The sequence below is a fragment of the Arthrobacter sp. 10T425 genome, from assembly GCF_056393985.1.
In genome coordinates this window covers 68,332-92,979 of record NZ_JBFTGZ010000002.1, presented here as the reverse complement: position 1 = coordinate 92,979, position 24,648 = coordinate 68,332, and the positions used below count along the sequence as shown (strand labels likewise).

General features: G+C 67.5%; 25 protein-coding genes. 11 read left to right on the top strand and 14 right to left on the bottom strand.

All coding sequences use genetic code 11. The features are described 5' to 3' along the window. Positions 1–10 precede the first annotated feature (10 nt). A complete protein-coding gene (locus AC1DDH_RS02690) occupies positions 11–1,156 on the top strand; it encodes an AMP-binding protein (RefSeq protein ID WP_476954903.1) in 1,146 nt (381 codons plus the stop codon). Positions 1,157–1,229: 73 nt separating this feature from the next. Beyond that, on the top strand, positions 1,230–2,111 hold the full coding sequence (locus AC1DDH_RS02685; RefSeq protein WP_028276409.1) for a 1,4-dihydroxy-2-naphthoate polyprenyltransferase: 882 nt from the start codon (positions 1,230–1,232) through the stop codon (positions 2,109–2,111). A 194-nt stretch (positions 2,112–2,305) separates the two neighbouring features. On the opposite strand, the gene AC1DDH_RS02680 is transcribed toward AC1DDH_RS02685, so the two are convergent. Continuing rightward, positions 2,306–2,629, bottom strand: coding sequence for a DUF4229 domain-containing protein (locus AC1DDH_RS02680; RefSeq protein WP_476855547.1), 324 nt, complete (start codon positions 2,627–2,629; stop codon positions 2,306–2,308). Between the two features lie 129 nt (positions 2,630–2,758). On the opposite strand from AC1DDH_RS02680, the gene AC1DDH_RS02675 reads away from it, so the two are divergent. Continuing rightward, entirely contained in the window at positions 2,759–3,187 is a 429-nt protein-coding gene (locus tag AC1DDH_RS02675; protein ID WP_476855546.1) for a PLD nuclease N-terminal domain-containing protein, read from the top strand. Positions 3,188–3,594: 407 nt separating this feature from the next. Beyond that, the gene (locus AC1DDH_RS02670) at positions 3,595–4,584 is read left to right on the top strand and encodes a hypothetical protein (protein ID WP_476954788.1); all 990 of its coding nucleotides are present in this window, start codon (positions 3,595–3,597) and stop codon (positions 4,582–4,584) included. Between the two features lie 876 nt (positions 4,585–5,460). Here AC1DDH_RS02670 and ccsB read toward each other — a convergent pair. Genes ccsB through AC1DDH_RS02645 form a run of 5 tightly spaced genes read right to left on the bottom strand, consistent with a single transcriptional unit; the run spans position 5,461 to position 10,422 of the window. Next, positions 5,461–6,579: a c-type cytochrome biogenesis protein CcsB gene (ccsB, locus tag AC1DDH_RS02665; RefSeq protein ID WP_476855544.1), complete on the bottom strand. Its 1,119-nt coding sequence runs from the start codon at positions 6,577–6,579 to the stop codon at positions 5,461–5,463. Beyond that, positions 6,579–8,366 (bottom strand): cytochrome c biogenesis protein ResB, encoded by a 1,788-nt coding sequence (gene resB, locus AC1DDH_RS02660; protein ID WP_476954787.1) that lies wholly within the window; start codon positions 8,364–8,366, stop codon positions 6,579–6,581. Before resB ends, ccsB begins: the two co-directional genes overlap by 1 nt. Continuing rightward, the gene (locus AC1DDH_RS02655) at positions 8,366–9,121 is read right to left on the bottom strand and encodes a cytochrome c biogenesis CcdA family protein (RefSeq protein WP_028278104.1); all 756 of its coding nucleotides are present in this window, start codon (positions 9,119–9,121) and stop codon (positions 8,366–8,368) included. The genes resB and AC1DDH_RS02655 overlap by 1 nt, the downstream gene beginning before the upstream one ends. Positions 9,122–9,133: 12 nt before the next feature. Continuing rightward, positions 9,134–9,754 (bottom strand): TlpA family protein disulfide reductase, encoded by a 621-nt coding sequence (locus AC1DDH_RS02650; RefSeq protein WP_476850216.1) that lies wholly within the window; start codon positions 9,752–9,754, stop codon positions 9,134–9,136. Between the two features lie 2 nt (positions 9,755–9,756). Next, the gene (locus AC1DDH_RS02645) at positions 9,757–10,422 is read right to left on the bottom strand and encodes a histidine phosphatase family protein (RefSeq protein ID WP_243182124.1); all 666 of its coding nucleotides are present in this window, start codon (positions 10,420–10,422) and stop codon (positions 9,757–9,759) included. A gap of 213 nt (positions 10,423–10,635) precedes the next feature. Between AC1DDH_RS02645 and AC1DDH_RS02640 the strand changes: the two genes are divergently transcribed. The 3 genes from AC1DDH_RS02640 to AC1DDH_RS02630 all read left to right on the top strand — a co-directional run bounded on the left by AC1DDH_RS02640 (position 10,636) and on the right by AC1DDH_RS02630 (position 13,267). Next, a complete protein-coding gene (locus AC1DDH_RS02640) occupies positions 10,636–11,184 on the top strand; it encodes a YceI family protein (protein WP_028278101.1) in 549 nt (182 codons plus the stop codon). Between the two features lie 218 nt (positions 11,185–11,402). Continuing rightward, positions 11,403–12,098, top strand: a complete 696-nt coding sequence (locus AC1DDH_RS02635; RefSeq protein ID WP_476954786.1) for a hypothetical protein — start codon at positions 11,403–11,405, stop codon at positions 12,096–12,098. Positions 12,099–12,310: 212 nt separating this feature from the next. Then, positions 12,311–13,267 (top strand): Yip1 family protein, encoded by a 957-nt coding sequence (locus AC1DDH_RS02630; RefSeq protein WP_476954785.1) that lies wholly within the window; start codon positions 12,311–12,313, stop codon positions 13,265–13,267. A 65-nt stretch (positions 13,268–13,332) separates the two neighbouring features. Here the strand turns inward: AC1DDH_RS02630 and AC1DDH_RS02625 are convergent, their stop codons facing one another. Both AC1DDH_RS02625 and AC1DDH_RS02620 read right to left on the bottom strand, forming a co-directional pair. After that, positions 13,333–14,028: a redox-sensing transcriptional repressor Rex gene (locus AC1DDH_RS02625; RefSeq protein WP_476954784.1), complete on the bottom strand. Its 696-nt coding sequence runs from the start codon at positions 14,026–14,028 to the stop codon at positions 13,333–13,335. 74 nt (positions 14,029–14,102) lie between these two features. Continuing rightward, complete coding sequence (locus AC1DDH_RS02620) at positions 14,103–14,375, bottom strand: glutaredoxin family protein (RefSeq protein ID WP_476954783.1); 273 nt, start codon at positions 14,373–14,375, stop codon at positions 14,103–14,105. A 129-nt stretch (positions 14,376–14,504) separates the two neighbouring features. On the opposite strand from AC1DDH_RS02620, the gene AC1DDH_RS02615 reads away from it, so the two are divergent. Next, the gene (locus AC1DDH_RS02615) at positions 14,505–15,323 is read left to right on the top strand and encodes an HAD family hydrolase (RefSeq protein WP_476954782.1); all 819 of its coding nucleotides are present in this window, start codon (positions 14,505–14,507) and stop codon (positions 15,321–15,323) included. A 225-nt stretch (positions 15,324–15,548) separates the two neighbouring features. On the opposite strand, the gene AC1DDH_RS02610 is transcribed toward AC1DDH_RS02615, so the two are convergent. The 3 genes from AC1DDH_RS02610 to AC1DDH_RS02600 form a co-directional block, all read right to left on the bottom strand. Beyond that, a complete protein-coding gene (locus AC1DDH_RS02610; RefSeq protein WP_003792170.1) occupies positions 15,549–15,647 on the bottom strand; it encodes a 30S ribosomal protein bS22 in 99 nt (32 codons plus the stop codon). 205 nt (positions 15,648–15,852) lie between these two features. After that, a complete protein-coding gene (locus AC1DDH_RS02605) occupies positions 15,853–16,074 on the bottom strand; it encodes a helix-turn-helix domain-containing protein (RefSeq protein WP_018775046.1) in 222 nt (73 codons plus the stop codon). Between the two features lie 199 nt (positions 16,075–16,273). Continuing rightward, the gene (locus tag AC1DDH_RS02600) at positions 16,274–17,389 is read right to left on the bottom strand and encodes a 3-deoxy-7-phosphoheptulonate synthase (RefSeq protein ID WP_476954781.1); all 1,116 of its coding nucleotides are present in this window, start codon (positions 17,387–17,389) and stop codon (positions 16,274–16,276) included. Between the two features lie 396 nt (positions 17,390–17,785). On the opposite strand from AC1DDH_RS02600, the gene AC1DDH_RS02595 reads away from it, so the two are divergent. Beyond that, on the top strand, positions 17,786–19,132 hold the full coding sequence (locus AC1DDH_RS02595) for an alpha-hydroxy acid oxidase (RefSeq protein ID WP_476954780.1): 1,347 nt from the start codon (positions 17,786–17,788) through the stop codon (positions 19,130–19,132). 103 nt (positions 19,133–19,235) lie between these two features. On the opposite strand, the gene AC1DDH_RS02590 is transcribed toward AC1DDH_RS02595, so the two are convergent. Next, positions 19,236–19,799, bottom strand: coding sequence for an ArsR/SmtB family transcription factor (locus tag AC1DDH_RS02590; RefSeq protein ID WP_476954779.1), 564 nt, complete (start codon positions 19,797–19,799; stop codon positions 19,236–19,238). Between the two features lie 81 nt (positions 19,800–19,880). Continuing rightward, the gene (locus AC1DDH_RS02585; protein ID WP_476855537.1) at positions 19,881–21,104 is read right to left on the bottom strand and encodes an acetoin utilization protein AcuC; all 1,224 of its coding nucleotides are present in this window, start codon (positions 21,102–21,104) and stop codon (positions 19,881–19,883) included. A gap of 118 nt (positions 21,105–21,222) precedes the next feature. On the opposite strand from AC1DDH_RS02585, the gene AC1DDH_RS02580 reads away from it, so the two are divergent. Both AC1DDH_RS02580 and AC1DDH_RS02575 read left to right on the top strand, forming a co-directional pair. Continuing rightward, positions 21,223–22,653 (top strand): TrkH family potassium uptake protein, encoded by a 1,431-nt coding sequence (locus AC1DDH_RS02580; protein WP_476954778.1) that lies wholly within the window; start codon positions 21,223–21,225, stop codon positions 22,651–22,653. Positions 22,654–22,693: 40 nt separating this feature from the next. Beyond that, positions 22,694–23,332 (top strand): potassium channel family protein, encoded by a 639-nt coding sequence (locus AC1DDH_RS02575; RefSeq protein WP_374208249.1) that lies wholly within the window; start codon positions 22,694–22,696, stop codon positions 23,330–23,332. 85 nt (positions 23,333–23,417) lie between these two features. Here AC1DDH_RS02575 and proC read toward each other — a convergent pair whose 3' ends face one another. Beyond that, the gene (proC, locus tag AC1DDH_RS02570; RefSeq protein ID WP_476850224.1) at positions 23,418–24,251 is read right to left on the bottom strand and encodes a pyrroline-5-carboxylate reductase; all 834 of its coding nucleotides are present in this window, start codon (positions 24,249–24,251) and stop codon (positions 23,418–23,420) included. Positions 24,252–24,648: the final 397 nt, after the last annotated feature.

The window sequence follows — 24,648 nt, the reverse complement described above, 5'->3', positions numbered from 1 at the left end:
TTCCGGAGCCATGAACATCGAGCCTGCGCTCAAGGCGCTGGCTGCTGCCCTCCACGGCGAGGGACCCGCCGTCGAACTCTCCGCCGGGCCGGACGGCTCGCCGGTGCTGGGGTTCCCTGACACGGCCGGCATCGAGGACGCGGCCGTCGTGGTCCGGACCTCCGGGTCCACCGGCACGCCGAAGGCGACCGTCCTGACCGTCGATGCCCTGGCGGCCTCGTCTGTGGCGACCGCCTTTGCGCTCAAGGGCGAGGGCCAGTGGCTGCTGGCCCTTCCCGTCCAGTATGTGGCCGGCGTCCAGGTGCTGGTCCGCTCGCTTTTTGCCGGGACCCGCCCGTGGGCCATGGACCTCTCCGGCGGCTTCACGCCGGAGGCCTTCACCGCCGCGGCGCTGGAGCTCACGGACAAGCTCCGCTTCACCTCGCTGGTGCCCACCCAGCTCCAGCGCCTGCTGGACGCACCCTCCGCCGAGACGCTGGCGGTGCTGCGGCGCTTCAACGCCATCCTGCTCGGCGGCGGACCCGCGTCCGCGGAGCTGCTCGACGCGGCCCGGGACGCCGGCGTGCGGGTGGTGACTACCTACGGCTCGTCCGAGACCTGCGGCGGGTGCGTGTACGACGGCTTCCCGCTCGAGGACGTCCTGGTCAGGGTGGAGGACGACGGCCGCATCCTGCTGGGCGGGGCAACCATTGCCGCCGGCTATCTTCAGGCCCCAGAGCTCTCGGCAGCGGCGTTCATCGAAGCGGACGGCGTCCGCTGGTACCGGACCAATGACCTCGGCGAACTGGACGCCGACGGCCGGCTCACCGTGCTCGGCCGGGCCGACGACGTCGTCATCACCGGCGGCGTCAAAGTTTCCGCCGCCCATGTCCAGGCTGAGCTGGAAAAGCTCGACGGCGTGCGGGCGGCTTTTGTCGCCGGTGTGCCGTCCGCGGAGTGGGGCCACGCCCTGGCCGCGTACGTCGCAGTGGCCGACAGTTCCCCGGAAGGGCTGGCGGCGTTCGCCGACCGCCGGAACCAGACCTGGGCACCGTCGCTGGGCGCACTGGCCCCGAAAACCGTGCTGCCCGCCGCGGAACTGCTCATGCTGCCCAACGGGAAACCGGACCGGCTGGGCATGACGGTCCGGCTGGACGCCCTCCATCAGGGAAAATAGACAAGCGCTTCCGGCTTCCGGCCGGCAACTCAAACCACCAACGAGCATTCAACCAACCAACGAGGTACTGACCGTGGCCACAGCCGCACAATGGATCCAAGGCGCCCGACTGCGCACCCTGCCGGCCGCAATCGCACCGGTGCTGATCGGCAGCGCAGCCGCCTACGAGATGGATTCGTTCATCCTGCTGAACGCCGTGCTGGCCGCCCTGGTCGCCCTGCTCCTGCAGATCGGCGTCAACTACGCCAACGACTACTCGGACGGGATCCGGGGCACGGATGAGGACCGGGTGGGTCCGCTCCGGCTGGTGGGCTCGGGGGCGGCCAGTCCGGAGCACGTCAAACGGGCCGCGTTCGCAGCCTTCGGGCTGGCGATGCTGTTCGGCCTGATCCTCGTGATCATCACGCAGGCCTGGTGGCTGATCCTGGTCGGCGTCGGCTGCGTGCTGGCCGCCTGGGGTTATACCGGCGGCAAGAACCCGTACGGCTATCTCGGCCTGGGCGACGTCTTCGTGTTTGTGTTCTTCGGCCTCGTCGCAACGCTGGGCACCACGTACACGCAGGCGGGGCAGTTGAGCCTGGCCGCGATCATTGGGGCGATCGGCACGGGGCTGATCGCGTGCGCCCTGCTGATGGCCAACAACGTCCGCGACATCCCGACCGACAGGAAGGCGGGGAAGAAGACCCTGGCCGTGCGGCTCGGGGACAAGCATGCGCGCGAAAGCTATGTGCTGATGCTGGCCGTCGCGATCCTGCTGGTCATCGTCCTGGCCCCCGCCCGGCCCTGGATGCTGATCGTGCTCCTGCTGATCCCCGCCAGCCTCATGCCGTCCTGGCTGATGATCGCCGGGCGGCGCCGCAAGAGCCTGATCCCGGTCCTGAAGCAGACCGGACTAATCAACCTCGGCTTCGCCGCGCTGTTTTCAATCGGACTCGTCCTTAGCCACGGCTTCTAAGCCGGGGGCTTCTAAGCCGCGGACTCAGGGCCGCGGGCTTCCCGGGGCTTCCAGGGCTTCAGGGGCTTCCAGGGCTTCAGGGGCTTCCAGAGCTTCAGGGGCTTCAGGGGCTTCCAGGGCTTCAGGGGACCAGCCCAGGGGCTCAGGGCCGCGGTTTCCCGGGGCTTCCAGGGCTTCAGTGGACCAACCCGGGCTCAGGCCCCCGGTTGCCGGGAATCTTTGGGGCGGTCGTCCGTGCGGACGGCAATGTCGGGGTTCTCGTCCACGAGGCGGTCTTCGGCCTCGGCGTCGGCCACCTCTCCTGCGCCGCGCATCGGCTTGGCCTTGCCCGAGAACCGGTGGTGGAGCGTTGCGGTGGCCGCGTCGCGCTGCTTCTGGAAGAACAGGAAGCTGACGGCGAAGGACATCATTCCGGCGCACAGGGCGGCCAGGAGCACCCCCAGCTGCAGGTAGAGAAAGAGCGCAAACAAGGGCGCAAACAGCGCCAGTCGAATAAGGGTGTATTTGAGGAAAGCCACGCCTCAAGTTTAGCCGCCAGGACGGCGCGCTGCTTCGGCCATCCCGCTCCCCTCGTCCGCGGTGCCGGCAGCCTGCACCCGGGCATAGTGACCGGCGCCGTCGAGGCGCCCGACGGCTAGACTGAAGGTATGCTCCGTGTAGTGGTTCCGATCGTCATACTGGCCGTGTTTGTCTATGGACTGGTGGACCTCATCCGCACTGACGCGCGGCTGACCAGGGGCATCTCCAAGACCGCCTGGATTTTCGTGCAGGTCCTCCTCCCCGTGGTCGGCGCCACGCTGTGGTTTCTCATGGGACGCCCCCGCGCCACGGACACCGCACCGGTCGCCTACAGCCACCCGGTAGCGCCAGATGACGACCCCGAGTTCCTGCGCAACCTTGAGATCCGCCACCGCAACCAGGCCGAGGCCGACAGGCTCAAGAAGCTCAAGGAAGAACTCGACGCCAAGGACCGCAAGAACGACTCCGGCAACGCGGAAGCCGGCGGCAGCGAAGGCGCCGGCGGTGCCCACGAACCCGGCGACGCCGGAACGCCCGGCACCGACGAGGTCAAGTAACAATCACGTAGCAGTCCAGTAGCACCGTTCCGGGCATCCATCTGCGGCCGTTCGCCGCAGATGGCCGGAATCCCACGCTCCAAGCGGCCGCCTCCGGCAAACGGCCGCCACGCATCCGCGCCCGCCCCTGCTGCCCACACCGCCTCGGGCCATCGTGTCCCCGCACCGGGCCAAGACGCCCCTTCCCATCTCCGGCGGTCCCCCGTCCCGCCGTCATCCCGGGCATCCATCTGCGGCCGTTCGCCGCAGATGGCCGGAATCCCACGCTCCAAGCGGCCACCTCCGGCAAACGGCCGCCACGCATCCGCGCCCGTGCCTGGCTGCCCACACCGCCCACTTCTCCCCCACACCCTGCCCGCGCTGTGGATAACCTCCAAGCCCCATCGGCGCGGGCGCAGAATGCCCGTATGCGCCCGCCCAGTGAGCTCCCCCCGCATCTTCGAAACCAGCCCTTCACCGTGGCCGAGGCCCGCACTGCCGGGGTGGGGCGACGACGGACCCGGGCCAGGGATCTCGTCAGCCCCTGTTACGGGGTGCGCGCGACCGCCGCCACCCCGGACAGTTTGGTGAAACGTGTGCATGCCCTGACGGCCGTGACGGGCGCAATCGTGAGCCACCTGTCAGCGGCAGTGCTGTGGGGATTTCCCCTGCCGCAGGCCTTGGAGAACCTGGCTGTCATCCATCTGACGAGTCGGCCGGGCCAGCGGGCGGTGCGGCATAAGAATGTGGTGGGCCATCAGCAGGCACTCGAACCGGAGGAGATCGTAGCTGGGGTGAGGGTTAGCTGCACCTCCCCACTGCGGACGTGGTTCGATCTCGCAGGCATACTAGGCCTCGATGACTTGGTGATCGCCGGGGACTTCCTGCTGCGGCGGAGAAATCCATTGACCACGATCCAGGAGCTGGACGCGTTTCTGGCCGGGAAGCAAGGCAGAGCGGGCTACCGGCGGGCTATGCAGGCCCGGTCCCTGATACGCGCCGACACGGACTCCCCCAAGGAGACCGAACTCCGGCTGCTCCTGATTCGGCATGGCCTGCCCGAACCCGCAATCAACGTGCCCATGTTCGATGAGACCGGCGGTTGGATCCAGGACCCGGATCTCGCCTACGAAGAAGAAAAGATCGCGATTCAGTACGACGGCGGGCATCACGCCAGTCCGGCCCAGCGTCGCAGCGACATCTTCCGGGATGAGAACGCCAGGGACGCCGGGTGGCGCGTGGTCGTATTGACCCAATGGCACTTGACCCCGCCCGGCCCTGGGATGGAGCCGGCCGCGGTTACCCGGGTGCGTGCGGCGCTGTTGGAGCGCGGCTGGACTCCCGGCCCGGGCCCGAAGCCCGGGCAACGTCACAGTGCCCGCCCCCAGGCGCACCGATCTGACACGAATGGCCGCTAAGCGCAGCGGCTTAGCGGCCATCTGTGGCGAACCGACGGAGCGCGGGCCCGCGCAGCCACCTCCGGGCCCGCGCCCAGACGCGCCGTCCCAAGCTCGCGGCCGAGGCAGACCACCCTGAGACCCCCATGCCATGCGCACTGCCCCAACCCCCGTGCGGCGCACCGACCTGACACGAATGGCCGCTAAGCGCATCGGCTTAGCGGCCATCTGTGGCAAATCGAGAGAGCGCGGGCCCACACAGCCCCCTCCGGGCCCGCGCCCAGACGCGCCGTACCAAGCTCGCGGCCGAGGCAGACGCACCCTGGCACCCTCATGCCATGCCACACCGCCCAACCCCCGTGCAGCGCACCGATCTGACGCGAATGGCCGCTAAGCGCATCGGCTTAGCGGCCATCTGTGGCAAATCGAGAGAGCGCGGGCCCACACAGCTCCCTCCGGGCCCGCGCCCAGACGCGCCGTCCCAAGCTCGCGGACGAGGCAGACGCACCCTGGCACCGTCATGCCATGCCGCACCGCCCAACCCCCGTGCAGCGTACCGATCTGACGCGAATGGCCGCTAAGCGCATCGGCTTAGCGGCCATCTGTGGCAAAACGAGAGAGCGCGGGCCCACACAGCTCCCTCCGGGCCCGCGCCCAGACGCGCCGTCCCAAGCTCGCGGCCGAGGCAGACGCACCCTGGCACCCTCATGCCATGCCGCACCGCCCAACCCCCGTGCAGCGTACCGATCTGACGCGAATGGCCGCTAAGCGCATCGGCTTAGCGGCCATCTGTGGCAAAACGAGAGAGCGCGGGCCCACACAGTCCCGGAAGGACCCGGAAGCACCCGGCCCGGGTGCGGTTATGGACCGGGGTGCGGTTATGGACCGGGGTGCGGCTTACAGTCCCGAGTAGGAGTGCAGGCCGTTGAAGAACTGGTTCACGATCGTGAAGTTGAAGACCACGCACAGGTAGCCGACGATCGACAGCCACGCAGCACGGGTTCCGGTCCAGCCGCGGGTGGCGCGGGCGTGCAGGTATCCGGCGTAGACGACCCAGATCACGAACGTCCAGACTTCCTTCGTGTCCCAGCCCCAGAACCGGCCCCAGGCTTTCTCCGCCCAGATGGCGCCGAACATGAGCGTAAACGTCCAGCCGACGAACGCGATCGCGTTGATGCGGTAGGACAGGTTCTCCAGGCTCAGGGCGTTCGGGACCAGGCGCATGAACCCGAGCTTGTCGGCTCCGCCAGCGGCGATGGTCTTCTGCCGGTGCGACTGCACGAGCTGCAGCGCGGACATTGCGAAGGTCAGGGTGAACAGGGCCGAGGACATTACCGCGATGGAAACGTGGATGATCAGCCAGTAGCTCTGGAGCGCCGGCACGAGGTGGCCCACGGGGGTCCAGAAGGCGATGGAGGCGGCAACCAGCATGATGATGGCCAGGCCGATCACGAACGTGCCCAGGAAGCGCAGGTCGCGGCGGATCAGCACCAGCAGGAAGACGGCCACGGCCACGAACGCGCCCGTGGTGAGGAATTCGTACATGTTGCCCCACGGCACCCGGCCGGCACCGAGCGCGCGGGTGATCACGCCGGCCGCATGAATCGCGGCGCCGAGGACGGTCAGCGCGACGGCGACGCGGGCGGGGGCACGCCGCTCGCCGGCGTAGCGCATGCTGCCGTCGGCGGTCTGGCCCGCGCCTGCGGCGGTGCCGGGGCGGGAGGTGGCCGACGTCGGACGCTCGGCACGGCCTGCCGGGCCGCTGACGTCAGCATCGGAGCGGGCGGCGTCGGCTCCGGCGGCCCCCGCACCGACGCCGACGGGAACGCGCGCGGCATTGGCCTCGGCCGCCGCGCCGGAGAGCTCCGCGGCCTTGAGATCCACCGCGCGCAGCGTCTTGCTGCTCTTGGCCAGGTCCCAGGCGAAGGCGATGAACGCCACCGTGTACGTGCCGGCGGCCAGCAGCATGAACAGCTCGCTGTACTGGCCCATGGTTTCGTTGATCGAGAACGGCATTACTGATCCTTCTTCGACTCGGAAGAGCCGGCTGTTGACTGGATGAAGTCTTCTGCGGGTTTTTCAGAAGCGGCGTGCATGCCGCTGGCACCGGTGCTGCCTGTTGCCGTGCTGGCCTTATCCGCCCGGTCATTATCCGCTGTTGCGCTGGGAGCGGGCTGGGAGCCGGTCGTTGCCTCATCGCCCAACAGCCAATCGTCGGAAAGGAGTTTCCGGATTGCCGCGGCCTCCCCGGCCAGGCGGTGGTCCTCACCGCGGGCCAGGAGACCGTACTCCACCATGGTGCGGCCGTCCTCGTGGGTGCCGGTGCGGACCCAGACACGGCGGCGGTTCACATAGAGCGAGGTCACAAGCCCGGCCACGGCCAGGAGCGCGAAGATCAGGGCGTACAGCTGGCCGGGGTTGTGGTGGATGTCCACGCCGATGTAGCGCTTGACGCCGTCGAAGCTGATGGAACCCTTGCCGTTCGGCAGCGTGTAGCTGCTCCCGGGCGCCAGGACGATGCCCTTGGTGTCCAGGTTGCGGGCGTTGAGCGGCGTCAGTTTCTTGACGTCGAGCTCGAAGACGTTCTGCGGGGAGCCCGCGTCCAGGCCGAGGTCGCCGAAGTAGGAATTCAGGGTCAGCTGCGGGTTGATGAGCTCCGGATCACCGCTGAAGGACACGCCCTTGTCGGTGACAAACGCCGTCGGCAGGAAGAACCCGGCGAAGGCGAGCTGTTCGGGTTTGGCGTCCGGAACCTTGATCACCACGGAGGAGTAGTAGTTCTCGCCCTGGAGCTTGGCCACCACGGGTCCTTGCATGGCAACATTGCCCGCGCCGTCGCGAATCGTGACGACGGGAGCGTAGCCGTTCCCGGTGAGGTACACGCTGGTGCCGCCGAGGCTGAGGGGGTCGTTGACCTTGAGCACCTCCTTCTTGGCGGGTGCGTCCGGGTTTTCCTTCGTGGTCACGGCGGCGGTGAAGTCGATGGGCTGACCGAACTTGCCCTTCGATTCACGGTCGAAGGTGATGTCGAACTTGTCCAGCTGGACCGAATAGGGCTGCAGCTGGCTGCTCTGGAAATTGGTACCGGGGGTGAACTGGTCGTAGCCGACGAGGGTGTTGACGAACGTGTCGCCCTCCACCAGGATGCGCTGCCCGCTGTAGCCGAAGAGGCCGCCGGCCGCCACCGAAACCAGCACTCCGATCAGCGCGGTGTGAAAGACGAGGTTGCCGACTTCCTTCAGGAAGCCGCGCTCGGCGCCCAAGGACGGGCGGGCGCCGCCGCGGTCCCGCACGTCGACGCGGTAGCCGCGCTTTTTCAGCAGCTCGGCGGCGTCGGTGATGGCGGCCGACGCCGGGATCCCGGCGTCGGCCGGAATCACCAGGGTGCCGTATTCGGGGAGCCTGGACAGGCGGGCGGGGGTGCGCGGGGGCTGGGAGCGCATCGCTTTGTAGTGCGCGATGGCGCGCGGGATCACGCAGCCAATCAGCGAGACGAACAGCAGGATGTAGATCGCGGAAAACCAGGCAGAGGAGTAGACGTCGTAGAGCTGCACCGAGTCCAGGATCGAGCCGTAGTCCGGGTGGTCCTTGATGTACTGCGTGACGATCGCCGGGTTGGCCGGGCGCTGCGGAAACAGCGAGCCGGGCACGGCGGCGACGGCCAGCAGCAAGAGCAGGAACAGGGCTGTGCGCATGCTGGTCAGCTGCGTCCACGCCCACCGGAGCATGCCCAACGGACCCAGCGTGGGCAGGACGGCCTCGGGCTTCGGGGACTTCTTCTTTTCGTTCACGCGCTCGCTCATCAGATTGGCAAATTCACATCGGTTTGGAACCAGTACTGCAACCCGGAGACCCAGGTGCCCCACACACCGCTCGCCATCAGGATCCCAAGCAGGATCAGGATGCCGCCGCCGGTGCGCTGGATGGCGAGCCGGTGGTTGCGGAAGAAGGACATCACGCCAATGCCGCGGCGCACGGCCAGGGCGATCAGCAGGAACGGGATTCCCAGCCCAAGGCTGTAGACGAACGCCAGGAACGCCCCCTTGGCCGCCGAGGAGCCGCCGGAGAGGCTAAGCAGCTGGACGGCCGAATACGTCGGACCGATGCACGGTGCCCAGCCCAGCCCGAAGGTGATGCCCAGCAAGGGCGCGCCCCAGAGACCGGCCGGGGGTTTGGCATGGATCTTGGCATCGCGCTGGAGCCAGCCGAAGCCGCCCATGAACACCACGCCCATGACGATCACCAGGACGCCCAGCAGCTGGGTGATCCACATGTTCTGCGAGCCCGTGATGAAGCTGCCCAGCTGCCCGAAGGCGCCGCCGAGCAGCACGAAGATCACGGAGAAGCCCAGGACGAACAGCCCGATGCCGGCCAGCATGCGCCCGCGCCTTTGCTTCTGCAGGTCGACGCCGGTCAGTCCCGTGACGTAGCCCAGGTATCCGGGCACCAGCGGGAGGACGCAGGGCGAGAGGAAGGAGACCAGTCCGGCCAGCAGCGCGACGGGAATGGCAAGCAGCAGCGATCCGTTCAGGATGGCTTCGGCGAAGGGGCTGTTCACGGTGGGGCCGCGCTACTCGGCCACGGCGGCGGCGATGAGGGACTTCAGGGTGCCCTGCTGGATTTCGCCCAGGACCCGGGAGGCGACGCGGCCCTGCTTGTCCAGCACGAGGGTGGTGGGCACGGCGCCGGGCGGCACGAGGCCGGAGACGGCCAGCAGCACGGCGCCGTCCTTGTCATTGAAGCTCGGGTACGTCAGGTTGAAGGTCTTGTCGAACGCGTCGGCCGTGGCCTTCTCATCGCGCAGGTTGACGCCGAAGAACTGTACGCCCTTGGTCTTGAATTCCTGGTTCAGCGCCTCGAGGGAGGGCGCCTCGACCCGGCAGGGGGCGCAGGCGGCAAACCAGAAGTTCAGCACGGTGACCTTGCCCGGGAAGTCCGCCGACGTGACGGCCGTGCCGTCGAACAGCGTCCCCTTGAGCGCCACGGGACTCTTGCGGTCCGCGACGGCGAACTCGGTGACGGACCCGTCGCCGGCCACGTAGTTCTTGTTGTCCCCGGCCTTGGCCTGTTTGGCGAGGGCGTCGTCCTGGGCGCAGCCGGACAGCCCGAACACCGCGGCCAGCGCGGCCCCGCCGGCGGTCAGGACGCTGCGGCGGGACAAAGGCATGTATTCGCGGCGGTTCGCGGCCATGGTCAGGCTCCCGGGGTGCTGGCGGCACCGGGCAGCAGGGCGGCAGCGGGCTCGCTGTAGTCGACGCGCACGAGGCCGCCGGCGTCGTCGAACACCAGGGACGTCAGGGACGTCAGGGTGCATTCGCGCTTGCGCGGGTCGTGCCACAACGGCCGGCCTTCGGCGCTGAGCCGCGTGGCCCAGATGGGCAGCTGGTGGCTGACAAGGATGGCTTCGGCCCCGTTGCCGCCCAGCTCGATGGCACGGACACGTGCGTCCTGGACGGCCGCGATGACCCGCGCGGCCTGCTCCTTGTACGGCTCACCCCAGGAGGGCCGCAACGGGTTGTACAGCCGGGCCCAGTGTTTGGGACGCAGCAGCTCCGCCTTCGAGACGCGAAGGCCCTCAAAGTAGTTGGCGGCCTCGATGATGCGGGATTCGGTGGCAATCTCCAGGCCCAGGGCGTCGGCGATCGGCTGCGCCGTCTCCTGCGCGCGGGTCAGTGGGGACGCGGCGAGGTGGACGATCCTGGCCCCTTGCGCGGACCGCTCCCTGAAGTGTTCCGCCAGGGTGCGGGCCATCTCCCGGCCGAGTTCGGAGAGGTGGAATTCCGGCAGCCTGCCGTACAGGACACCATCGGGATTGTGGACCTCGCCGTGGCGGAGCAAATGAACAGTGGCTTGGGGCATGTCTACCAGTTTCTCAAAAATGCCGGTCGATCTGAAATCTTCTACGGGAGGTAGAACTGATGAGTTTGGAAAAATGTTCCCCGGAGTTGGAATAAAAGATGCAAATGCATGTTTATACTGGGTGAAGCAGTTAGTTGAGATTTCAACCAATGATGCTTCAACTAGCGATCAGACGAACCACCGCAGTACCAACCCGACTCAAGGAGAACCACCATGGCACTTCCCGCAAACGTCACCACCGGCACCTGGACCCTCGACCCGTCGCACAGCGAGATCGGCTTCACCGTCCGCCACGCCGGCATCAGCAAGGTCCGCGGTCAGTTCACCGACGCCGCCGCCACCCTGGACCTCGCCGAGAACGTCACCGACTCCAAGGTCAACGCCTCGATCAAGACCGCAAGCTTCGACTCCGGTGACGCCAACCGCGACGGCCACGTCCGCGGCGAAGATTTCTTCGACGTCGAGACGTTCCCGGAGATCTCCTTTGTATCCAACACCATCGTCCCCAAGGGCGACGCCTACGAGCTCCAGGGCGACCTCACCATCAAGGGCATCACCCGCCCCGTGGCCCTCGAGACCGAATTCAACGGCGTGGCCGTCGATCCCTTCGGCAACACCCGCGCCGGCCTCAGCGCCGAAACCACCATCAGCCGCAAGGACTTCGGGCTGACCTGGAACGCCGTCCTCGAAGCCGGCGGCGTGCTGGTCAGCGACAAGGTTGCCATCAACCTGGAACTGGCCTTCATCGCTCCCGCAGCGTAGCCAGCATCCAGTACGGTCGCGGCCCGGTCACTCCCGTCCGCGCCTGAGGGCCGACGCCGGTCAGCCGGCTCCAGCGCCCCGCTTCATTTTCGCGATGAAGCGGGGCGCTGTTGTTTTTCGCCGCTGCTGCCTGCCCCTCTTGGGCGTCGCCGTCGGGCACCGCGACGCGGCTGCAGACTCCCTAGATAACAGGGAAACGGCGGTCTACAGTGAGAGCCATGAGCAACCCGAGTGATGTACCTCCGCAGCAGCCGGGCGCCCAGCCGCCGGCGTCGGGCAGCGTCCCGCCCGCCGGCCCACCGCAGCTTCCCGCCAACCCGCCGCCCCCTCCCGGGTACCAGGCACCGCCTCCCGGGTACCAGGCACCGCCTCCCGGGTACCAGGCACCGCCGCCGGGGTACCAGGGCCAGCCGGCGTCGGCCGGCGGATTCCGCTTCGAGATGCCCACCGACCGCCCCAGGAACTTCGGCGATGCACTGCCTGCCGGCGGGCTCTCCGGCATGTTCAAGGTCGCTGCAATGCCCACCGAGCTGAAGGTCTCCTACTGGATCTGGCTGATCGGCGGGCTCCTGGGCCTCCTCGGTGGAGTCATCGGGTTGTTCGGGTCCTTCGTCCTGGTCGCCTTCGCGCCGGCGATCGGGCTCCTGGTGCTGCTGCTCGTGATCGTGGCGCTCGCACTGGCAACCGCTCAGATCATCCTTGCCATGAAGATGAAGGAAGGCCGGGAATGGGCCCGCTTCGCCCTCACCATCCTTGCCGGCATCTCCCTGGTGCTGACACTCATCAGTTCCGGCATCGCCGACGGCCGGGCGGGCGGAGGCCTGCCGGGCTTCCTCATCAGCCTCGTGGCGACCGTGCTCATGTGGCTGCCGAATGCACAGGCCTGGTTTGCCGCCAACCGGGGCCGAATCTAGGCCTGCCGCCGCACAGGGCACCCGCGGATTCGTGGCAGCGCCAGGGCTCCCCCGCCGCCACGCACCGGCCATCGAAAGAGGCTTGAGAATACCTCTCCGGAATGATCCACACGGCGGCCGGGCCGCGGTACGGTTGAGCTAAACCATGCTGGGGGCAGGGCAGGATCTCTGATCCCGGTGGCCGATTCGATCGACACGCAAAGGACCGCTTCATGAGCAATCCCCCAGTCCAGCCCCCGCCTCGCAACGGCTCCGAGCCGGGCGGGGAATCCACTCCGGCGCCGCAGGCACCGCAGTACGGCCAGAACGCCCCGCAGGCACCGCAGACACCGCAGTACGGCCAGCAGACACCCCCCGCCTACGGCCAGAACGCCCCGCAGACACCGCAGTACGGCGAGCAGACACCCCCCGCCTACGGCCAGAACGCCCCCCAGACGCCGCAGTACGGCGAGCAGACACCCCCCGCCTACGGCCAGAACGCCCCCCAGGCACCGCAGTACGGCCAGCAGACACCCCCCGCCTACGGCCAGAACGCCCCCCAGGCGCCGCAGTACGGCCAGCAGACACCCCCCGCCTACGGCCAGAACGCCCCCCAGACGCCGCAGTACGGCCAGCAGACACCCCCCGCCTACGGCCAGAACGCCCCGCAGTCGCCGTACGGCCAGTCCCCCTACGCCCAGTACCCGTCCCAACAGCCGCAGGCTCCGGGCGCGGTTCCCCAGTTGGTCAATACGTCGTTCTGGCTGATCATCGCAGCCGGAGCCTTGTGGGTCATCTCCATGCTGGTATCCCTGGGAACCCTGGACACCCCTGCCGTCAGGGACATGTTCGAGCAGCAGATGGCAGCGAGCGGCACGAGCGTCGACTTCGAATCCATTAAGGGTGTCCTGATCGGCACCATCGTGGTGTTTGCCGCCATCAGCGCCGGGCTGTACGCCCTCGTGGCATTCAATGTCCGCAAGGGCAAGAACTGGGCCCGCATCCTGGGCACCGTGTTCGCGGCCTTGTCGGTCTTCAACATCATCCCGCTCAGCCTCGCCACCCTGGCGGCACTCGTGGGCATTGCGGCTATCGTGCTGCTTTACCTGCCCGCGGCAGCGCCGTATTTCCAGAAGCGGCAGCCCTTTGCCAACCCCTATGGACAGCCCGGAGCCCCCTTCGGGAAGTAGCTTCGCCAGGAACCACCCAGCGGGGTACCACTCAGCGGGCGCGGGAACCGGAGGGCTGGCCGATCTTAGTCGGCGTCTTCCGGGCCCTGCGCCCTCTGTGCGTGGTAGGCCAGAATCTGCAGTTCCGTTGCCATGTCCACCTTGCGGAGGTTGACTCCCGGGGGGACCTGCAGCATCACCGGCGCGAAGCTGAGGATGCTCCGCACGCCGGCGGCTATCACCCGGTCGCAGACGTCCTGGGCCACCGCCGCGGGCAAGGCGAGGACCACCATGTTGGCACCGGTACGCTGCAGTACCGGCTCAAGGTCGGCGGCGTCGCTGACCCGCAGCCACCCGACTTCACTGCCCACCACCATCTGGTCGGCGTCGAAAATCGCCACAATGTCAAAGCCTCGAGACTCGAATCCGCCGTACCGGGCCAGGGCTTTGCCGAGGTTGCCCGCACCGACGATCGCGACTTTCCAGTCGTGTGTCAGCCCGAGGGCAGCGGCGATGTTGCGGTTAAGGTACTGGACCTCATAACCGACACCCCGGGTTCCGTAGGAGCCGACATAGGAGAGGTCCTTGCGCAGCGTCGAGGAGCTGACTCCGGAGGCCTCGGCCAGCGACTCGGACGAGACGCGGTCCACCCCGTCAGCCAGCAGCGTGGTCAGGGCGCGCAGATAGATGGTCAGCCGGGCCACGGCCGCGGGCGGAATCTGTTTGGCCGCAGTCCCGGCTCCCCCGGGGACAGGCCCGGGAGATGAATCCAGCGAAGTCACTATCTGCTCCATTGCGTCGCGTTGTGCTTCCCACTCTAGAGCCCCCGCGCATCATGCAACAAAGCACCCCGCCGTCAGGAGGGCTGGTCGAGGATCCGTTGCAGGGTCCGGGTCAGGCGGGTCTCGTCGATCTTCCAGAAATCCCGCTGGACGCCGTCGACCAGCACCACCGGGATCTCCTCGGCGAAGCGTTCCCGCAGCCCGGCGTCGTCGTCCACCGATTTTTCCGACCAATCTAGTCCGAGCGCAGCGGTGACCCGGCCGACGGCGGCGCGCGCCTCTGTGCACAGGTGACAGTCGGCCTTGGTGATCAGAACTACATCAGGTAAGTGTGCGGGTTTGGCCATGCATCAACCGTAGCCCGGCGGCCACTTCGGCGTCGACGCGGAGCAGTCCGCCCGGGTTTGGGGCCGTCCTGCCGTCGCGTCGCGCGTCCCGCGGGCGGCCGGGGGCCCGTCATTGACTAGACTCGTGGCATGCCCGAGGAGAAATACGTCATTGTGGCCAATGAGCCTGCTGCATCGACGCAGCACGGCGAGGCCGCATTTTTCGACGTCGACAACACCCTCATGAAGGGCGCAAGCCTTTTCCATGTCGCCCGCAAGCTTTACCAGCGTGGCGCCTTCACCCTGCCGCAGGCTGCCGGGTTCGCCTGGAAGCAGTTCATGTTCGTGCTGCGCGGCGAAAACATGGATGACGTCCATGCAGTCCGCGATTCCGCCCTGACGCTGGCCGCCGGCATCACGGCCAAGGACATCGAGGCGTTGGGCGAAGAGGTCTACGACGAGATGATTGAGTCGCGGATCTGGCCGGGGGCAAAGGCCTTGGCCGAGCAGCATCTCCGGGTCGGGCGCAAGGTATGGCTCGTCACGGCGACGCCGATCGAGGTGGCCACTGTCATTGCCGCCCGGCTGGGCCTGACCGGGGCGCTGGGCACAGTGGGCGAGATCATGGACGGCTCGTACACGGGACGGCTTGTGGGCGAGATCCTCCATGGACCGGCCAAAGCGGTCGCAGTCCAGCAAATTGCCGAGGAGCAGGGCCTGGACCTGAGCCGCTGCTGGGCGTACAGCGATTCCCACAACGACATCCCGCTGCTGAGCATGGTGGGGCACCCCGTTGCCATCAATCCCGACTCCAAGCTGCGCCGCTACGCCCGCGAGCACAACTGGCCGGTCTACGACTTCCGTGCCGGCCGGCGCGCCGCCACTCTGGGCTTCAAGGCCGCAACGGTCGGAGGGGCCATCTACGGCCTGTGGCGGGGGTTCTCCCGTTTCCGCGGCCCCGGCCGTTAGGCCGCCCGCGGCTTCCGCTGCGGATTCGGACAGGCGTGGCGCGGATCCGGGCCGCCGTCCTCTGATTCCGCAGCCCGCGTCCGAAGCCGGTGCGAATTTACGCGCCACCTCCTCGGCGTCTCCCCGGTTCGCCCCGGCTGGCCCCAACGCAAATCAACCGCCGAAGGCAAGAAAAATGCCCGTCGCCTGGAAGGCAACGGGCATTTCATGCATTTCGAAGTATTGCTACTTCTTATTGCGACGCTGGTGGCGCGTCTTGCGAAGCAGCTTGCGGTGCTTCTTCTTGGCCATACGCTTGCGACGCTTCTTAATAACTGAACCCACGAAAGTTCCTTACCGGCTAGATGCAGTACCTGCCTGTTGGGAAGGGTCCGCGGGCTAAGCAGCAGACTGAAACAACTGACAGGTTCTTACAATGACGTAAAACGTTCCTTAACAGGGTACCGCCTCTGCGAGGCACCCCACGACCGCGGGCCCCGTGCGGGACCCAAAGCAGTCGATTCACGCTGTGATTGTTGCCGCTGACTGATCAGCCAGTTCCGGCGTGGCCGTCATTCCGGTCGACGACGGCACCCTTGAGGTACTGCTCGACGGCGTTTTCCGGCACGCGGTAGGAGCGGCCGAACCGCACGGCCGGCATCTCCCCCGAATGCACAAGACGGTACACAGTCATTTTCGATACCCGCATAAGTTCCGCGACTTCGGCCACGGTCAAAAAACGGGCCTTGGAGAAGTTGGCCTCCGTAGACATTTCCCTATTCCTTTGCTCAAGCGAACGGCAGCCCCACCTGTTGACATGGCGGTGTGCCGATGCTGAGCCATCAAACAACCATGTGTTAGCAACACTAGTTGCTCATGGTGCCAAAGTGAAAGACTTCCTCAGGAATCCCCACACGATTTCCGCAGGAATCTCGAAAATCCCGCGGCACGCTCCTTCTCCTGCTCCTCCCTCAGGCACGGGTCCGCCGCGTGCGGGCCGAGGCGGCCAGCTGGCCCAGTACCGACGCCGTCACGTCCCAGTCCATGCAGGCATCAGTGACGCTCTGGCCGTAGACCAGCCCGTCCCGTCCGGAGCCGGTAACGGCGTTGACATCAAGGTTCTGGGCCCCGCCCACCAGGAAGCTCTCGAGCATGACGCCGGCGATGGCCCCGGCGGCGGCTCCGGCATTTTCCAGCTGCGCACCGATTTCGAGGGCGACCTCGGCCTGGCGGTGGTGGTTTTTGCCGCTGTTGGCGTGGCTGGCGTCGACGATCAGACGGGGGTTGAGCTGCTTCGCGGCGAGTTTCGCTGAGGCCGCTTCAACATCGGCGGCTGAGTAGTTGGGGCCCTTGCGTCCGCCGCGGAGGATGACGTGGGTGTCCGGGTTGCCGGCGGTAGCCACAAGCGCCGCCCGGCCGTCGTCGTCGATCCCGAGGAACGCCTGGGCGGCAGCGGCGGCGCTGCACGCGTCCAGCGCCACCTGGAGATCGCCGTCGGTCCCGTTCTTGAAGCCGATCGGCATCGACAGCCCGGAGGCCAACTGGCGGTGGATCTGGCTCTCCGTGGTGCGGGCGCCGATCGCGCCCCAGGCGACCAGGTCCGCGACGTACTGGGGGCTGATTGGCTCAAGGAACTCGGTGGCGGTGGGCAGGCCGAGGGCGGTGACCTGGCGCAGGAAGGACCGGGCCGCGCGCAGGCCCGCGGCGATGTCGTGGCTGCCGTCCAGCCGGGGGTCGTTGATCAGGCCCTTCCAGCCCACCGTGGTGCGCGGCTTCTCGAAGTAGGTGCGCATGACGATCAGCAGGTCTTCGCGGTGCTTCTCTGCCTGGCTGACCAGCCGGCGGGCGTATTCCAGGCCCGCCTTGGGGTCGTGGATGGAGCAGGGGCCCACGATGACGAGCAGCCTGTCGTCCACACCGTCCATGATTGCCCGGACCTCGTCCCGGCCCCGCCCGACCACCTCGGCCAGGCGGGCCTCCAGGGGCAGTTCCGCCATGAGGTCCTGCGGGGTGGGCAGCGGGGTGAACTCGCTGACGCGCAGGTTCGAGGTGGAGTGTTGGGGGCCGGTGGCTGCTTCGATGCTCATATTCGGGTCCTGTTCCGGGTGCGGAGCGGGCCCTGGTCAGAACCCGCCGAAGATATGGCGAAGGGCAGAGAATAATCTCTGCCCTGTTGGCTCTGAAGGAAAGTTGGATGCGTGTCAGTTAGACGCGGGCCCCTCCAGAGCCAACGAAAAATACGCATACCAACGGTTAGTCATAGCGTTGACCATAGCCCCGGAGCCGCGGCCGGAGCAAACGCCGGACGTAACAATCCGCGGCGGCCAGTTCCGGGCGGCCAGGACCAGGTCCGTGGTCGCCGGGCAGGCACGTCGCGGCGGTGTTCGCCGGCACTGCCGCGAAATGACATCTCGACGCACACCGGCACCACCTAGAGTGTGAGGAAACCCAGCACAGCATCCGATCCGCAAATGGAGGCAGCCATGACGCACACCGTCCCGCCCGGCAACCCCGAGGCTCCGACCACTCCCGCGGCCACGGCCCCTGGCCCTGCGGTCTCCGCATCCGGGCACCACACAGCCGCGGCCGCCGGCGGGCTCCCTGCCGCGTTGAAGCGCCGCGTGCCCAAGTACGCCGACCTTGCTCCCCTGATGCAGTTCAAGAAGCCGGAATTCAGCGGGGCCGCCAGGCTGCGCCGTGCCAGCACCATCTGGGACCTGCGGGACATGGCCAAGCGCCGCACACCCCAGGCGCCCTTCGACTACACGGACGGCGCCGCCGAGGCCGAAATCTCCCTCCGCCGCGCCCGCCAGGCGTTCCTGGACATCGAATTCCGGCCCGGGGTCCTGCGGGACGTCTCCAGCATCGACCTCAGCACCGTCATCCTGGGCGGGCCGTCCCGGCTCCCGGTGGGGATCGCGCCCACCGGCTTCACCCGGATGATGCAGTCCGAGGGCGAATACGCCGGTTCCCAGGCCGCCGCAGCCGCCGGCATTCCGTACACCCTCTCCACCATGGGCACGGCGTCCCTGGAGGACGTGGCCGCCGCCGCACCCACGGGCCGCAACTGGTTCCAGCTGTACCTGTGGACGGACCGGGAGCGTTCGCTGGAACTGATCCAGCGTGCCGCCGCGGCGGGCAACGACACCCTCATGGTCACGGTGGACACCGCCGTCGCCGGCGCCAGGCTCCGCGACGTCCGCAACGGCATGACCATCCCGCCCGCCCTGACACTCAAGACCGTCCTGGATGCGTCCTACCGGCCCGCGTGGTGGTTCAACTTCCTCACCCACGAGCCGCTGACCTTCGCGTCGCTGTCCCGCTACACGGGCACGGTCGCGGACCTCATCAACTCCATGTTCGATCCCACCCTGACCTTTGCCGACCTCGACTGGCTGCGCGAGACGTGGAAGGGCAAGCTCGTGGTCAAGGGCATCCAGACGGTCGACGACGCCCGCAAGGTGGTGGACCATGGCGCGGACGGGATTGTGCTCTCCAACCACGGCGGCCGCCAGCTGGACCGGGCACCGATCCCGTTCCACCTGCTCCCCGAGGTCTCCGCGGCACTAAAGGCCGACCACAGCGACGCAGCGATCATCCTGGACACCGGCATCATGAACGGCGCGGACATCATCGCCGCCCTCGCCCTGGGCGCCGACTTCACGCTGATCGGCCGTGCCTACCTGTACGGGCTCATGGCCGGCGGTCGGGCCGGTGTGGACCGTGCCCTCCAAATCCTGGAGAAGGACATGGAACGCACCATGGCCCTGCTGGGCGTCAGCCGGGTCGCGGACCTCACCCCCGAGCACGTGCGGATCCTCCGCACCTAGCACCTCTGACAAGCCCCTGGCGCCCGAAAGATCGGCCAGGTGCCTTTGGGCGGAGCGGATGGCCGCGCGCATACCCAGGGCGGCATACGCGGGGCAGGAAAGCCTACTTCTTGCGGCCGAACTTGGGCAGGTTGGCCAGGAGATCGGCGGCCCTGGTGGCGGCCCGGCCCACGGTCCGCCCGATCTGCTGGGGCATCTTGTCTTCCCCCGCCGTTCCCACCGGGATGACGACGGCGGGGCTCAGCGGGCTGCCGGCAGGGCGGCCCGCCAGTGCTGCGGCGGGTTGCGCGGCGACCGGTTGTGGGACGGCTGGTTGCGGAACAGCGGCGGCGGCCAGACCTTCCGGGACGGCTGCGGGGCCGGCTTCGGGGTGGAGGGCGGCGGCCGCGGCCGCCGTCGCGGCGGGGCCGACGTCGAACGCCTGCAGCCAGGTCGCGATCCCGGTGAGCGGCTTGGGGTTGAGCGTGTAATACCGCTTCTGGCCCTGGGCGCGCATGCTCACCAGGTCCGCTTCCCGCAGGACTTTGAGATGCTTGGAAATGGTGGGCTGGCTTGCTTCAAGCTCCTGGACCAGTTCCCCCACCGCTTTGTCCCCCTTGCGGAGGGCTATCAGAATGTCACGCCTGGTTGCCTCAGCAATGACGGCAAATACGTCGTCTGTCACCATGCCCTCCACACTAGCGACATATACGCCAGATGGCATCCACGAATTGTTGCGTTGGTGCAAGCCCCCAAGCCCGGCCCGGATTCAGTCGAACCAGGGGTCCAGTCCGTGCAGGGGAAACACTTCCTTGCGGGTGGCCATGATGGTGCGGTCCACCTCGTCGTTGGGGTCGAAACCCACTTCCCAGGACCGCCACCAGAGGTCCACGTCGTCGCCCATCGTCTCGGGGGGCTCCACGCCGAACCTGGCGCCATATTTGTCTTTGACGTAGTTGCGCCAATCCTCCGGAACCGGGGTGCGCAGCGGCACCGGGCGGCCGGCGGCGATGGCTATGAGGTGGCTCCAGGACCGCGGCACCACGCTGACCACGTTGTAGCCGCCGCCCCCGGTGGAAATCCACCGGTTCTCGCAGTAGCGTGCGGCGAGGTTTCCTATCGCCGTGGCGGCCTCGCGCTGGCCGTCCACGCTGATGTTCAGGTGGGTGAGCGGGTCAAGCCGGTGCGAGTCGCAGCCGTGCTGGCTGACGATCACTTCCGGTTCGAACGCGCCAATGAGCTGGGGCACGACGGCGTGAAAGGCCCGCAGCCACCCGGCGTCGACGGTGCCGGCCGGGAGGGCGACGTTCACGGCGCTGCCCTGCGCGTTCGGTCCGCCGATCTCGTTGGCAAACCCGGTGCCCGGGAAGAGGGTCAGTCCGGATTCGTGCAGCGAAATGGTCAGGACGCGCGGATCGTCCCAGAAGATGCTTTGCGTGCCGTCGCCGTGGTGCGCATCGACGTCGACGTAGGCCACCCGCCGGACGCCGCCGTCGAGCAGCCGCTGGACCGCGAGGGCGGCGTCGTTGTAGATGCAAAAACCGCTCGCGCGGTCCCGGGAGGCGTGGTGCATCCCGCCGCCGAAGTTCACGGCCCGCACGGCGCTGCCGTCCAGGACAGCTGCGGCCGCCAGCAGGGAGCCGCCGGCCAGCCGGGCACTGGCTTCGTGCATGCCGGCAAAGGCGGGGTCATCCTCGGTTCCGAGACCCCTGGCGTGGTCGGACGTGTCCGGGTTTGCGCTCACGCGCCGCACGGCAGCCACAAACTCCGGGCTGTGAACCGCGCCCAGCTCCGCGTCGGTGGCGACGTCCGGAGCCGCTACCGTGACGTGGTCCAGATCCAGCAGTCCAAGGCTGCCGGCCAGCTTCGCTGTGAGCTCCATGCGCTCCGGCGCCATCGGGTGGGAGTGGCCAAAGTTGTAGGCAGTCATGGCTGGGGCCCACACCACCGTCGTTGGCAGCGCGGTCTGAGCGAGTCCGGGCAGGAATGTCATCAATCACAGGCTACCCGAGCCGTCCCCGGCTTCCCGCGCGCGCACGGGCGTTCCCCCGGCCATTACCCGGTGTTTAGTGGTTTACTACTTGGGGAAGAAGTTTCAACCGAGGAAGAACATGACGCAAAGCCAGTCGAGGTCCACGAGCCCGGCCAGCTGGCAGCCAGGCATGCCGGAGCGGGAAGGCCTGTGGATCTTCACACGCCTGCGCGACTTCATTGACAACATCGCGAACAGCTCACCCGCCCGCCTGGCGCTCTCGGCGTTCGGCGTCGTGATTCTGGTCTTCACCGCTTTGCTCTCGCTGCCCATGGCTTCCGCGACGGGACAAGTCACACCACTGCATCAGGCGTTCTTCACCGCGGCGTCCGCTGTCTGCGTCACGGGACTGACCGTGGTCTCCACGGCTGTGCACTGGTCCTTCTTCGGCCAGCTCGTAATCCTGGTCGGCATTTTCGTGGGCGGCCTGGGCACCTTGACCCTCGCGTCGCTGCTGGCGCTCATGGTCAGCAAGAGACTCGGTGTCCGCGGCAAGCTGATCGCCCAGGAGGCCATGAATGCCGGCCGGCTTGGCGAAGTCGGTACGCTGCTCCGGATCGTGATTGTGACCTCCGTGGTGATCGAGGCCGCCCTGGCCGTGACCCTGATCCCCCGCTTCCTGGTCCTCGGGGAGGGCTTCCCGCAGGCCGTCTGGCACGGGGTCTTCTATGCCATTTCATCGTTCAACAACGCCGGGTTCACGCCGCATTCGGACGGAATCGTGCCGTACGAAACCGATCTCTGGATCCTTGTCCCGTTGATGCTCGGGGTATTCCTGGGCAGCCTGGGCTTCCCTGTGGTCATGGTGCTGCACCAGAACGGGTTCCGGTGGAAGAAATGGAACCTCCACACCAAGCTGACCATCCAGGTGTCCTTCATTCTCCTGGCCGCCGGCACGGTCCTCTGGGGCTTCCTGGAGTGGGACAACCTGCGCACCATCGGGGACATGGACCTCGGCGACAAGATCACGCATGCGCTCTTTGCCTCAGTCATGTTGCGCTCCGGCGGCTTCAACCTCGTGGACCAGAACCACATGGAGTCCACCACCATGTTGCTCTCCGATGCCCTCATGTTCGCCGGCGGAGGTTCCGCATCCACGGCCGGCGGCATCAAGGTCACCACCATCGCCGTGATGTTCCTGGCGATCACCGCCGAGGCCCGCGGCGACGCGGACGTGAAGATCTACGGCCGCACCATCCCCGAGGGCACCATGCGCGTGGCCATCTCGGTGATCGTCGCCGGCGCCACCCTCGTCTCGGTCTCGGCCCTCCTGCTCCTGCATATCAGCCATGCATCCCTGGACCGGGTCCTGTTTGAAACCATTTCCGCCTTCGCCACCGTGGGCCTCAGCACCAACCTCAGTGCAGAGTTGCCGCCGGAGGGGGTCTACGTCCTCGCTTTGCTCATGTTCGCCGGGCGCGTCGGGACGGTCACCCTTGCCGCCGGCCTGGCCCTGCGCCAGCGCAGCCAGCTGTACCACTACCCGGAAGAGAGACCGATCATTGGCTAGTTCCTCAGGCGCCGTCAACCGCCCCGCCCACAACGCCCCCGTGCTGGTGATCGGGCTGGGCCGTTTTGGTGCATCCACCGCAGAACAGCTGGTCAAGCAGGGCCGGGAGGTCCTGGCCATTGAACGCGACCGCGCCCTCGTCCAGAAGTGGGCGAGCGTCCTGACGCACGTGGTGGAAGCCGACGCCACCAACATCGATGCCCTCCGCCAGCTCGGCGCCCAGGAATTCAGTTCCGCCGTCGTGGGCGTGGGCACCTCGATCGAATCCTCCGTGCTGATCACGGTGAACCTCGTGGACCTGGGAATCGAACACCTCTGGGTCAAGGCGATCACGCCCTCGCACGGCAAGATCCTCACCCGCATCGGCGCCAACCACGTCATCTACCCGGAGGCCGACGCCGGCGTCCGCGCCGCGCACCTGGTCTCCGGGCGCATGCTGGACTTCATCGAGTTTGACGACGACTTCGCGATCGTCAAGATGTACCCGCCGCGCGAGACCGTGGGCTTCACCCTGGACGAGTCCAAAGTCCGGTCCAAGTACGGCGTCACGATTGTGGGCGTGAAGTCCCCGGGCGAGGACTTCACCTACGCGCGGCCGGAAACCAAGGTTTCTTCGCGGGACATGCTCATCGTTTCGGGCCACGTGGACCTGCTCGAACGGTTCGCTGCCCGCCCCTAGGCCGCAACCGGAGCCTGCCCGCCCCTAGGCCGCAACCGGAGCCTGCGGCTCCAGGGCTGCGGCTCCAGGGCCTGCCCGGGCCGGCTCAGGCGAGCTGTCGGGTGATTTCTGCGGCGCGCTCAGCCGCCGCGCGGGCGCCGTCGGCAATGATGGCCGGCAGTCCGCGCTCGTCAAAGGTGGCGATGGCCCGTTCCGTGGTGCCGTTCGGGCTCGTGACCGCCTTGCGCAATGCGGCAGGATCCGCGCCGGGCTCGGCCAGCATGAAGCCCGCCCCGGCGACGGTCTCGCGGGCCAGCAACAGCGACAGCTCCGGGTCCAGGCCCAGCCGTGCCCCGGCCTCGGCCATGGCCTCCGCCAGGTAGAAGGCGTAGGCCGGGCCCGAGCCGCTGATCGCGGAGAGGGCGTCCACCTGCTCTTCCGGGATCTCCACGACCGTGCCGGCGGCGGCGAGGATGTCCTTGGCGCGCTGGAGCTGCCCGGCGGAGCAGCTGGTCCCGGGCGAGACGGAGACGACGCCGCGGCCCAGCTTCGCCGGCGTGTTCGGCATCGTGCGGATGACGGGCTGGCCGGCCGGCAGCGCCGCCTCCAGCTGCTCCAGTGACACGGCGGCCGCAACGCTGATGACGATCGTGCCCGGCGAAAGGGACCCGCTGATTTCCCGGGCCAGGTCCGCGATCCCCACGGGTTTGACGCCCAGGATCACGACGGCGGAGCCGGTGGCGGCCTGTTTATTGTTGTCCGGCTCTTCTTCGCCCGCAATGGCGGTGATCCCGGGGTGGCGCTGGGCCAGCTCGGCCGCGCGCCCGGCCCGGCGGACGGTTGCGACAATGTCGCCCGGGTCGACGCCGCCGTCGATCAGCCCCGCCATAATTGCCTCGTTCATTGACCCACAGCCCAGGAATGCGATTCGGTTGCTCATGTCCCCATCATTGCAGTCTGACGTGATTCCCAGCCAGCTCCCACCTTCAGCGCAGTCAGCGCACAACTTTGGAACCTAACGTTGTAACTACCTCATTGAGGGTGCGAGTGATGCAGCAGGCATGCGGATGCCTGCGCGGCACCGGTGGTTGCAGCGGGTTTTCCCATTTTCCCGCAGCGGACCGCCGGTGCCTTTGCCGTTTAAAGCCCCCGCGGCGGAGCCGGCCACCATCCCGGGGACGCCGTCGGATTGCCAGCGAACACACAGGGAAAACTCGCTGCGCACCCATGATCGGCCATTACCTTGGAAAGTGCCTCAACAGGTGCGAGTGATGATAGCCGGTTCCCCCGGAGCCGGCGGTGCGCCGGGCGATTTGCAGCAGAGTTCCCCCAAGTCC

Excerpts from the sequence above, each read along its gene's own strand:
- AC1DDH_RS02590 (WP_476954779.1), bottom strand. The coding sequence starts at position 19,799 with ATGGTGACAGACGACGTATTTGCCGTCATTGCTGAGGCAACCAGGCGT.
- resB (WP_476954787.1), bottom strand. The coding sequence starts at position 8,366 with ATGAGCGAGCGCGTGAACGAAAAGAAGAAGTCCCCGAAGCCCGAGGCC.
- AC1DDH_RS02670 (WP_476954788.1), top strand. The coding sequence starts at position 3,595 with ATGCGCCCGCCCAGTGAGCTCCCCCCGCATCTTCGAAACCAGCCCTTC.
- AC1DDH_RS02645 (WP_243182124.1), bottom strand. The coding sequence starts at position 10,422 with ATGCCCCAAGCCACTGTTCATTTGCTCCGCCACGGCGAGGTCCACAAT.
- AC1DDH_RS02615 (WP_476954782.1), top strand. The coding sequence starts at position 14,505 with ATGCCCGAGGAGAAATACGTCATTGTGGCCAATGAGCCTGCTGCATCG.
- AC1DDH_RS02595 (WP_476954780.1), top strand. The coding sequence starts at position 17,786 with ATGACGCACACCGTCCCGCCCGGCAACCCCGAGGCTCCGACCACTCCC.
- AC1DDH_RS02650 (WP_476850216.1), bottom strand. The coding sequence starts at position 9,754 with ATGGCCGCGAACCGCCGCGAATACATGCCTTTGTCCCGCCGCAGCGTC.
- AC1DDH_RS02640 (WP_028278101.1), top strand. The coding sequence starts at position 10,636 with ATGGCACTTCCCGCAAACGTCACCACCGGCACCTGGACCCTCGACCCG.
- proC (WP_476850224.1), bottom strand. The coding sequence starts at position 24,251 with ATGAGCAACCGAATCGCATTCCTGGGCTGTGGGTCAATGAACGAGGCA.
- AC1DDH_RS02675 (WP_476855546.1), top strand. The coding sequence starts at position 2,759 with ATGCTCCGTGTAGTGGTTCCGATCGTCATACTGGCCGTGTTTGTCTAT.
- AC1DDH_RS02600 (WP_476954781.1), bottom strand. The coding sequence starts at position 17,389 with ATGAGCATCGAAGCAGCCACCGGCCCCCAACACTCCACCTCGAACCTG.
- AC1DDH_RS02690 (WP_476954903.1), top strand. The coding sequence starts at position 11 with ATGAACATCGAGCCTGCGCTCAAGGCGCTGGCTGCTGCCCTCCACGGC.
- AC1DDH_RS02630 (WP_476954785.1), top strand. The coding sequence starts at position 12,311 with ATGAGCAATCCCCCAGTCCAGCCCCCGCCTCGCAACGGCTCCGAGCCG.
- AC1DDH_RS02635 (WP_476954786.1), top strand. The coding sequence starts at position 11,403 with ATGAGCAACCCGAGTGATGTACCTCCGCAGCAGCCGGGCGCCCAGCCG.
- AC1DDH_RS02580 (WP_476954778.1), top strand. The coding sequence starts at position 21,223 with ATGACGCAAAGCCAGTCGAGGTCCACGAGCCCGGCCAGCTGGCAGCCA.
- AC1DDH_RS02605 (WP_018775046.1), bottom strand. The coding sequence starts at position 16,074 with ATGTCTACGGAGGCCAACTTCTCCAAGGCCCGTTTTTTGACCGTGGCC.
- AC1DDH_RS02620 (WP_476954783.1), bottom strand. The coding sequence starts at position 14,375 with ATGGCCAAACCCGCACACTTACCTGATGTAGTTCTGATCACCAAGGCC.
- AC1DDH_RS02585 (WP_476855537.1), bottom strand. The coding sequence starts at position 21,104 with ATGACATTCCTGCCCGGACTCGCTCAGACCGCGCTGCCAACGACGGTG.
- ccsB (WP_476855544.1), bottom strand. The coding sequence starts at position 6,579 with ATGCCGTTCTCGATCAACGAAACCATGGGCCAGTACAGCGAGCTGTTC.